This is a genomic window from Streptomyces monomycini (genome assembly GCF_022271435.1).
GTDB classification, from domain to species: Bacteria; Actinomycetota; Actinomycetes; order Streptomycetales; family Streptomycetaceae; genus Streptomyces; species Streptomyces monomycini.
In genome coordinates this window covers 66,249-75,430 of the sequence record NZ_JAFIQY010000042.1, presented here as the reverse complement: position 1 = coordinate 75,430, position 9,182 = coordinate 66,249, and the positions used below count along the sequence as shown (strand labels likewise).

General features: G+C 74.3%; 10 protein-coding genes. 6 read left to right on the top strand and 4 right to left on the bottom strand.

Annotation, left to right across the window (positions count from 1 at the left end):
* On the top strand, nt 1-1,268 hold a 1,268-nt coding region (locus tag JXZ78_RS33055; protein WP_238783531.1), incomplete at its 5' end, for an outer membrane protein assembly factor BamB family protein.
* 15 nt (nt 1,269-1,283) lie between these two features.
* Here JXZ78_RS33055 and JXZ78_RS41185 read toward each other — a convergent pair.
* Nucleotides 1,284-2,162, bottom strand: coding sequence for a hypothetical protein (locus JXZ78_RS41185; protein ID WP_372498463.1), 879 nt, complete (start codon nt 2,160-2,162; stop codon nt 1,284-1,286).
* 232 nt (nt 2,163-2,394) lie between these two features.
* Here JXZ78_RS41185 and JXZ78_RS33045 point away from each other — a divergent pair, with 232 nt between their 5' ends.
* Nucleotides 2,395-2,994, top strand: coding sequence for a hypothetical protein (locus JXZ78_RS33045; RefSeq protein ID WP_157851659.1), 600 nt, complete (start codon nt 2,395-2,397; stop codon nt 2,992-2,994).
* A complete protein-coding gene (locus tag JXZ78_RS33040) occupies nt 2,994-3,533 on the top strand; it encodes a hypothetical protein (RefSeq protein ID WP_050502720.1) in 540 nt (179 codons plus the stop codon). Before JXZ78_RS33045 ends, JXZ78_RS33040 begins: the two co-directional genes overlap by 1 nt.
* A gap of 84 nt (nt 3,534-3,617) precedes the next feature.
* On the opposite strand, the gene JXZ78_RS33035 is transcribed toward JXZ78_RS33040, so the two are convergent.
* The 3 genes from JXZ78_RS33035 to JXZ78_RS33025 form a co-directional block, all read right to left on the bottom strand.
* Nucleotides 3,618-4,373, bottom strand: a complete 756-nt coding sequence (locus tag JXZ78_RS33035) for an enoyl-CoA hydratase/isomerase family protein (protein WP_030021925.1) — start codon at nt 4,371-4,373, stop codon at nt 3,618-3,620.
* A 137-nt stretch (nt 4,374-4,510) separates the two neighbouring features.
* Nucleotides 4,511-5,017, bottom strand: coding sequence for a Zn-ribbon domain-containing OB-fold protein (locus JXZ78_RS33030; protein ID WP_030021924.1), 507 nt, complete (start codon nt 5,015-5,017; stop codon nt 4,511-4,513).
* Between the two features lie 6 nt (nt 5,018-5,023).
* The gene (locus JXZ78_RS33025; protein WP_030021923.1) at nt 5,024-6,175 is read right to left on the bottom strand and encodes a lipid-transfer protein; all 1,152 of its coding nucleotides are present in this window, start codon (nt 6,173-6,175) and stop codon (nt 5,024-5,026) included.
* A 109-nt stretch (nt 6,176-6,284) separates the two neighbouring features.
* Between JXZ78_RS33025 and JXZ78_RS33020 the strand changes: the two genes are divergently transcribed.
* The 3 genes from JXZ78_RS33020 to JXZ78_RS33010 all read left to right on the top strand — a co-directional run bounded on the left by JXZ78_RS33020 (nt 6,285) and on the right by JXZ78_RS33010 (nt 9,137).
* Nucleotides 6,285-7,943: a FadD3 family acyl-CoA ligase gene (locus tag JXZ78_RS33020; RefSeq protein WP_033038596.1), complete on the top strand. Its 1,659-nt coding sequence runs from the start codon at nt 6,285-6,287 to the stop codon at nt 7,941-7,943.
* A 137-nt stretch (nt 7,944-8,080) separates the two neighbouring features.
* On the top strand, nt 8,081-8,740 hold the full coding sequence (locus tag JXZ78_RS33015) for a hypothetical protein (protein WP_030021921.1): 660 nt from the start codon (nt 8,081-8,083) through the stop codon (nt 8,738-8,740).
* Between the two features lie 160 nt (nt 8,741-8,900).
* Entirely contained in the window at nt 8,901-9,137 is a 237-nt protein-coding gene (locus JXZ78_RS33010; protein ID WP_157851658.1) for a cell wall protein, read from the top strand.
* Nucleotides 9,138-9,182 lie beyond the last annotated feature (45 nt).

Below are 9,182 nucleotides of genomic sequence, written 5' to 3'. Positions count from 1 at the left end.
GGCCGCCCGCGGGCGCGCCGGGCGGCCCCGGCCACGGACCCCACGAAGGCGACCCGGCCCCGCCCCTGCCGCAGCAGGGCGGCGGGGCGGGGCCCGGCTCCGGCACGCCTGTCACGGGCGGCGACGGCGCCGCGCCCGCCCGCTGGCGCCCCTGGCGTTTTCGCATGTCCAACGACGTGTGGGGCACGCCCACGGTCGCCGGCGACCTGCTGTACGTCACCTCCTTCGAGGTGCACGCCCTCGATGTGGCCAGCGGCCGCCGCCAGTTCAAGACCCGCGACGTGGCCTGGAGCATGTCCGTCGCGGACGGCCGTATCCACGCCTCCGACGGGCCGAGCCTGTACGCGCTCGACGCGGCCGACGGCACCGAGCGCTGGCGCCTGGGCAGCGACGGCTGGATCTACGCCCTCCAGGCCGGCCGGGGCACCGTCGTCACCGGCACCCGCGGCGGCGGCGTGCAGGCCTGGGAAGCCGCCACCGGCGAACGGCTCTGGGAGACCGGCGGCGCGCAGACCGACTTCGAGACCGCCGACCTGGGGCCGGTCCTGCACGAGGGCACGGTCCTCGTCTGGGCCGACGGGCGGCTGAAGGCCCTGGAGGCCCGTACGGGCGCCGAGCGCTGGTCGTACCCGGTCGGCGACGCGGCCTCCTGCGGCGGCGTCCCGGTGCGGCTGCTGCCCGCGCCGGACGGTGCCGTGTACGTCACCGCGGGGACCAGGGTGCTGGCGATCGACCTGGCGCGCGGCGAGGTGCGCTGGCACTTCGAGGCGCCCGCCGCGTTCCTCAGCCGCCCCGCGTTCGCGCCGGGGCCCGCGGTCACCGGCGGCGGCCTCTACCTGGCCGACTACCTCGGCACGGTCTACGCCCTGGATGCGGCCGACGGCCGGGACCGCTGGCGCATCGCGACCGAGGCCCGGCAGTCCACCGAGCCGGTCCTGGTCGCGGACGGCGCCGTGCACCTCGGCAGCGGCAAGGCGCTCTACACGCTCGACGCCGTCACGGGCACGCCCCGCTGGCGGTTCCAGGCGGGCGGCGAGGTGATCGGCGCGCCCGTCGTGGCGGACGGCCGGGTGCACTTCGGCTCCGCCGACCACTGCCTGTACACCCTCGACGCGACGGGCGGGCAGCTGCGCTGGAAGCTCGCCACCGGCGGCGAGATCACCGGCACGCCGGTGGCCTCCGGGGGCGTCGTCTACGCGTGCAGCAAGGACCGGTGCGTGTACGCGCTGGACGCGGCGAAGGGGACGGGGCTGACGCGGCGGTCGTGACGGGCGGCCGGGCGGCTACCGGTCCTTGTCTCGGGGAGGCTGCTCGGGCCGTTCCTGTTCGGGCCGTTCCTGCGCTGCCCGTTCCTGCGCTGCCCGTTCCTGCTCCGGCCGTTCCTGCTCCGGCCGTTCCGGGGGCGGTGTCGTCCTGATGGGCCGCGTCTCGTCGTCGGGCCGGGGCGGCGGCTGTCCCGGGTCGTCCGAGGCCGGCGGCGCGCGGACCGCCCGGGTGGGCTGGTCGTCCGGTTCCGGCGAGGCCGACTCGGGCGGCGGGTGCCCGGCGCCCGGCCACCGTACGGGCGGCTGATGGTGCGGCGTCGAAGGCGGGGGAGCGCCGTACGCGGGTGTGCCCTGCGGCGGGGTGTCACCGCCCCGGACGGGGCCGGGCTCCCACTCGGGTCCGGGCGCCCCGTAGGGCGCCGGTTCGCCGTACCGGTTGTCCCGCTGCTCTTCGAAACCGGCGTCCCGGCGCCGGGAGCGCACGCCCCGGCGCCCGCTCATCACCAGGGCGCCCAGCCACAGCAGCGCGCCCCCTCCGAGCGCGTACGCCACTCCGAGGCCCAAGCCCTGGTCAGCGTTCTCGCCGACGGTGAGGCTGCCCGCCTCCTGCCCCTGGCGGACCATCCACAGGACGGTGAAGCCGAGCACGACGAGTCCCGCCACCGCGACGAGCAGGCGGGAGCGCAGCAGAACACCGATCAGGGTCACCAGCGCGGCGAAGGCCATCGGCAGGAACACCGAGCCGAACAGCTCGGCCTGCTCCCCGGTGATGCCGCGGAACAGGTCCTCGATACGGATCTCGCGTCCGTGACGGCCGTCGTACCAGGCACGGAAGGGGCTCCAGACGGCGGCCGCCGCTCCGGCGAGGGCCAGTACGGATCCGAGTACGTTGCGCACCACAGGCGTCGCCTCTCAGGTCGCTGATTCGTCCCGTTTCCCTCTGTAATCGACGCTACGCCCGACTGCACGCGCGCGCCAGACCTGCGCGTTTTACCTGGTCAGGAAGAGATTTTGGGTAATGCAAAGAGGTTGCTAGTCTGCCGTGCACTCGTCAAGAAAAGATAAGGACGAGCGGGGCCGCGCGGACACGTCGCGGCTCTTTCAACGGGGTCAACGGGGGCACAACAACATGAAATTCCGTCATGTCCGCGCGGTCGCGGCGGCCGGGGTGGTCCTGGTCGCGCTGACCGGCGCACGTCACTCGCACGGCGGCGGCTGCGGAAGCAGCCACAGCAGTGGGAGCGACGGCGGTGCCAGCAGCACGGGCGGCAGCAGCACCAGTGGCAGCAGCACGAGCGGCGGTTACGAGGCCGGCACCGGCGGCTACGACGGCGGTACGAGCAGCGGCAGTTCCACGAGCGGCAGCACGACCGGTGGCGGCAGCACCAGCGGCAGCACCTCCGGCTACACCAGCGGCGGCTCCGGCAGCAGCCGCAGCGCCATGCGTGACATCAAGATCAACGGATGCCGGTACAACGGCGCGGGCAGCGTGAAGACCACGGTCAGCGCCACCAACAGCTCGTCCACCACCAAGTACACGTACCTGCTGACGGTGAAGTTCACCGCGCCCGGCGGCAAGGACCTCGGCACCCGCCACCCGAGCATCCCCTACGTGATGCCGGGGCGCACCGACTCCACCGACGTGATCCAGTACGTGCCGTCCGACGCCGCCACCGCCGGTACGTACCGCTGCTCGGTGACCGACGTCCAGCGCACCCCGCTGTCCTGATGGCCACCAGGGAACGGCGGCCCGTCCGGGCCGCCATCGCGGCCGCGACGGCGGCCGCCGGCGCGCTCGGACTGGTCGGCTGCGGTGCCCTGCTGCCCGGCGGCCACGCCCGCCGGGTGACGCCACCGCCGCCGCCTCCCGGCTACAGCTCCTCGCCGTCGTCCGGCTACGACGCGCCCTCGTACGAGCCGACGTACTCCTACTCGCCGTCGCCGACGCCGGAGGAGACGTACGACCCGGACGGCCGCTCGGACGCGCGCGGCAACAACTGCCGCTACGACCAGTCGACCCGCCGCCTCGAATACTCGGTCTCGGTGACCAACCCGTCGCTGACCAAGACCTTCACGTACGAGATGGCCGTCAACTGGATGAAGGCGCGGCCCGCCGACGGCACGGCGTTCGGGCTGCACCAGCGCACCATCGTCGTCCGGCCGGGACAGACCGAGACGTACACGGCCTCGTACAGCTACACCAACACCTCGACGCGGCAACTGTGGTTCCAGTGCGAGATCCGCAGGGCGCGCAAGTCGGAGCTGTGACGGGGACGTCGGCGGGCCTGACCGGGGCGTCGGCGGACCGGTGAGGTCTTCGGTGTACGGCCTCCGGGCCGGCGCTCCCCGGCGTCAGCGGATCCGGAAGTCCCGGGAGCGGGCCGCGAACAGCCCGGCCTGCTCCTCCGGCGGCAGGCTGCCCAGCGCGATGAGCTGCGGGGCGTGCGCGACGGCCTGCGCCCGCGCGGCCTCCCGCGACGCCCACAGGGCCCGTACGGTGCCCTGCACCGCACCGGTCGGCTGCGCGGCGAGCACGGCGGCGGCCCGCCGCGCCGCGGCCACCGCGCCGCCCGGCGGCGCCAGCTCCGAGACCAGGCCCGTCTCGTAGGCGCGGCGGGCACCGAGCCGCTCCGCCGTGCCCATCAGGGACAGCCGCGCGATCTCGCCGTACGGCATCCGCTGCGCCATGAAGACCGACTCGTACGCGCTGACCATGCCATACGTCGTGTGCGGGTCGAAGAACGTGGCCTCCTCGGAGGCGACCAGGAACTCGCACTCGCCCAGCAGGTAGAACGCCCCGCCGCAGGCCATCCCCTCGACGGCCGCGACGACCGGCTTCCACAGGTCGTTCGCCTTCGGGCCGACGCCGAGCAGCGGGTCGTCGGCCGAGAACGGGGAGGACGGCTGCGGGACGTCCGCCGAGCGGTCGATACCGGTGCAGAACGCCGTACGTCCGGCGCCGGTCAGGACGACGGCCCGTACGGCGTCGTCGGCACGGAACCGGCGCCAGACGGCCGCGAGCGCGCCGGCCGTCGCCAGGTCGATGGCGTTGTGGCGCTCGGGCCGGTCCAGGGTCACCAGGGCGACGCCGTCGGGCGCCGTCTCCACCCGTACGGACGGCTGCGCGTCCGACGCCGGATCCGCGCGTACGGATGGCTGACCGTCGGGCGTCGCCTGCGCGTGTACGGATGGCCGCCCGCCCGGCGTCGTGTCTCCGTGTGCGGACGGCTGCCCGCCCGGCGTCGTCACGGCCGCTCCAGCAGCCAGCGCGGCACGGTGACACCCGGCGCCTGCTCGTGGAACGCCACCTTCACCGCGGCGCCGATCCGGACCCGGCCCGGATCGACGGAGTTCAGCGCGGCGTCCGGGGCCGCCACCAGGTTGCCGGCCAGACGGATGCGCGGGGCGTCGGCCAGTTCCACCACGACGACGGTGTACGGGGCCTGCGCGGCGTAGGCGGGCAGCAGCGGCGGGTGCGGTACGACGTACGACCAGATGCGGCCCCGGCCGGACATCCGCCGCCAGCGGTGGTCGAAGGACCGGCAGTGCGGGCAGCACGGGCGGGGCGGGAAGCGCAGCTCGCCGCAGGCGGCGCAGGCCTGGACGCGGAGTTCGCGGCGGGCGGCGTACTCCCAGAAGGGGGCGCCGTCGTCGTCGGGGACGGGGAGCAGGAGGGCGTCGGCGGGGTCTTCGCCCTGGTCCGGGGCACGTTGGGGGCCGTTGTCAGTGGTCGGCCTCATGCTGGTGGACATGAGCACTCAACTCCTCAGCAGCAGGGCCGATGTGGGGACCCCCTCACCGGCCGTGACCAGGCAGGTGGCGGCGTCCGGGACCTGGGCGGTGCTGGTGCCGCGCAGTTGCCGGACGCCTTCGGTGATGAGGTTGAAACCGTGCACGTACGCCTCGCTCAGCCCGCCGCCCGCGGTGTTCAGGGGCAGCCGGCCGCCGATCTCCAGGGCGCCGCCCTCGGTGAAGGCCGCGCCCTCGCCGCGCCCGCAGAAGCCGTAACCCTCCAGGGAGAGCGGGATCAGCGGAGTGAACGCGTCGTAGATCTGCGCCACGTCGACATCCGCGGGGCCGAAGTCGGCCTGCTTCCACAGCTGCCGGGCGGCGGTCCAGGCCGGTCCGGTGAGCGGGTCGTCGGTCCAGTAGTTGACCATGCCGTGGTGCTGGGCGGGCAGGCCCTGCGCGACGGAGTGGACGTAGACGGGGCGGTGCCGCAGGTCGCGGGCGCGTTCGGCGGCGACGACCACACACGCCAGCGCGCCGTCGGTCTCCAGGCAGTTGTCGAAGAGGCAGAGCGGCTCGCTGATCCAGCGGGAGGTCATGTACATCTCGCGGGTCAGCGGCCGGTCGTACATGATCGCGGCCGGGTTCTGGTTGGCCCGGTTGCGGCAGGCGAGAGCGACGTTGAAGAAGTGGTCACGGGTCGCGCCGTATTCGTGCATGTAGCGCCGGGCGAGGACGCCGATCTCGTCGGCGGGCCGCAGCAGACCGAAAGGACGGGTCCATTGGGCCGGAGTGGGCAGTTGGACAGCGGTGTTCCGCCACGGGCGGGGCCCCGAACCGCGCTTGCGCGAGCGCCAGGCGACGCCCACCCTCGCCTGACCGGTGGCGATGGCCGCCGCCAGGTGCGCGACGGTCGCGCACGAACCCCCGCCGCCATAACCGGCCTTGGCGAAGAAAGTGACGTCACCGGCGCCGATCGCCTTGGCGACCTCCACCTCGTCGGTCTCCTCCATGGTGTACGAGGCGAACGCGTCCACCTCGGCCGCCGCGATCCCCGCGTCGTCCAGGGCCGCGACGATCGCCCGGCACGCCAGCGCGCGTTCGGACTCGGGCAACCGCTTGGCGAACGCCGTCTGGCCCGTCCCGGCTATCACCGCCGCGTCCTTGAGGGTCGCGCCCATCGGCACCTCCGTGGTCGGCCGTCCGTGCTGACAGCCGAGGAGGCTACCGCTAACCTGACGGGTAGTCAGCTACTGGCGTCCGGCCGGCTCTCTCGCGGGAGGTTGTGCGATGCGCGGTGACCTGGACCAGCCCGGCACCACCGATCCCCGCGCCGACCTGGCGCACGGCACGGTCCCCCGCCTGGTGCGGGCCGCCGCCGAGCGGTACGGCCCGGCCGAGGCGGTCGCCGAAGGCCGCCACCGCCTGACCTTCGCGCAGCTGGGGGAGCGGGTCGAACGGGCCGCCGCGGCCTGCGTCGCCGCCGGTGTCGAGCCCGGGGACCGGGTGGCCGTATGGGCCCCCAACACCACCGAATGGATCACCGCGGCGCTCGGCGCGGTGACGGCGGGCGCCGTCCTGGTGCCGGTCAACACCCGCTTCAAGGGCGCCGAGACGGCCCATGTCCTGCGCCGTACCCGCGCCCGTCTGCTCTTCGTCACCGGCACCTTCCTCGGCACGTCCTACGTGGCCTCGCTGCGCCGCGCGGCCCGGGAGGGCACCGGCCACGGCCCGCTCCCCGGCCTGCCGGACCTGGAGCGGGCCGTCGTCCTCTCGGGGGACGCCCCGGACTCCTTCCTCACCTGGAAGGAGTTCCTGTCGGCGGGCGAGGCGGTGCCGGCCGGCGCGGTGCGCGCACGGGCCGACGCGGTCCGCCCCCAGGACCCCTCCGACATCATCTTCACCTCCGGCACCACCGGCCTTCCCAAGGGCGCCGTCATCACCCACGCCCAGACCCTGCGGGCGTACGGCGTCTGGAGCGAACTCGCCGGACTCGCGCCCGGCGACCGCTACCTGATCGTCAACCCGTTCTTCCACACCTTCGGCTACAAGGCCGGCATCATCGCCTGCCTGCTGCGCGGCGCGACGATGATCCCGCAGCCGGTCTTCGGCGCCCCCACCGCACTGGCCAACATCGCCGCCGAACGCGTCACGGTCCTGCCCGGCCCGCCCACCCTCCACCAGCAGCTCCTCGACCACCCCGACCGGGCCCGGTACGACCTCGATTCGCTGCGCCTGGTCGTCACCGGCGCCGCCGTCGTACCGCTGGAGCTGGTCGAACGGCTCCGCACCGAGCTGGGCGTCGGCACCGTACTGACCGCCTACGGTCTCTCCGAGAGCTCCGGCATCGCCACGATGTGCCGCCGCGACGACCCGCCCGCCACCGTCGCCGCCACGTCCGGGCGCGCCGTACCCGGCACCGAGATACGCATCGCCGACGCCGACGGCCGGGTGGCGGCGGAGCCGGGGACGGCCGGTGAGGTCCAGGTCCGCGGCTATCACGTGATGACCGGTTACCACGAAGACCCGCAGGCCACCGCCGACGCGCTGACCCCGGACGGGTGGCTGCGCACCGGCGACGTCGGAGTCCTGGACGCCGATGGCAATCTGCGCATCACCGACCGCCTGAAGGACATGTTCATCGTCGGCGGCTTCAACGCCTACCCCGCCGAGATCGAGCGCCTGCTCGCCCGCCATCCGGATGTCGCCGAGGTCGCCGTCGTCGGCGTCCCCGACCCCCGGCTCGGCGAGGTCGGCAGGGCGTACACGGTCCGCCGCCCGCAGTCCACGCTCACCGCGGCGGAGCTGATCGCGTGGGCGCGCCGGGAGATGGCCAACTACAAGGTGCCCAGAGAGGTCGCGTTCGTGGCGGCCCTGCCGCGCAACGCGAGCGGGAAGGTCGTCAAGGGCGAGTTGCGCGGGGCGCCCGCCGTTCCGACGCTTCCGTAGCGGGAAGCCCCCGGCCGGTCAGGGGACGCCGTGGACGCCATCCGTCGATTACCGGGGTGTTAGCAGGCTGTTAGCCGCCCCCGGCACCTTTGCATACGTACCGACGACCCCGACGCACCTGTTCCTGGGGGAACCGCATGCCCAGCCTCACCACCGCCGCCTTCCGCCGCGGCCGCCGGCTCGCCGCCGCCACGATCGTCGCCGTCGCGGCGTTCTCGCTCACCGCGTGCAACGACGCCTCCGGCGGTCCGAGCCCGGCCAAGAGCGCGGCGGTGGACCCTTCCGAGGGCGGCACGTCCGGCGGCCCGGGCACGTCGGGCGGTACGGGCTCGGCCGGCGGCGATGCGGGTGCCGCGGACACGGGGACCTCGGGAGCGCAGGCTTCGGGAGGCTCCAGCGGCGGCGGTACGTCGGGCGGTACGGGCTCCACCGGGGCCGGCACGGGCAAGGGAACAGGTACGGGTACGGGCGCCGGTACCGGTACGGGCGCCGGGCGCAAGGGTGCCGACGTCACCCTGGTCGGCACCCTCAAGTACCTCGCCCCGGGCAAGCTCACCGTGACCCCGGAGTCGGGTACGGAGCAGGCGTTCTTCGTCGCCACCGACACCAAGGTCCTCGGCGCCACGACCATCTGCGGCGGCCCCGACGGCCAGGTCACCATCACGGACGACAGCTACGGCACCACCACCTGCACCACGGACCAGCTCGACGAGGCCGCCAAGAAGAACACGGTCAAGGTCCGCGCCACGATCCACAAGGGCATCGCCACCAAGGTGGAGGAGCGTTACCACCCGTAAACCACTGTCCCACCCCCGGCGCAGCCCCCGGCCCCCCGACCGGGGGCTGCGCGCTTCCGTCGCAGGACTCGGCGCGGCGCGGCGCAGTGTGGCGCGGCGCGGTCGGCTGCTGTCGCGATCCGGTGGTTGTGAAGCGGCCCTCGCGTGGAAGGCGTGCAGTATGAGCACTCCATACCCCGACGGTCCGGAGCCCGGCGGCCCCGTGACCGACCCGCCCGACCCGCCCGGCCCCCAGCCGGGCCACGACCCTCAGCCCGGCCACGTCCCCCAGCCGGGACGCGACCCGAGCCCGCCCCCGCCCGGGCCGAGCGACCCCATGGGCCCGGACCCGCTCCCGCCGCCGTCCGATCCGGACGCGGCCCCGGAGCCCGCGCCGCAGCCCGGCCCCCTCACCTGAACACCCCCGGACGGCCGGGCAGCGGCCGCGGGCGAGCCGTCCGCC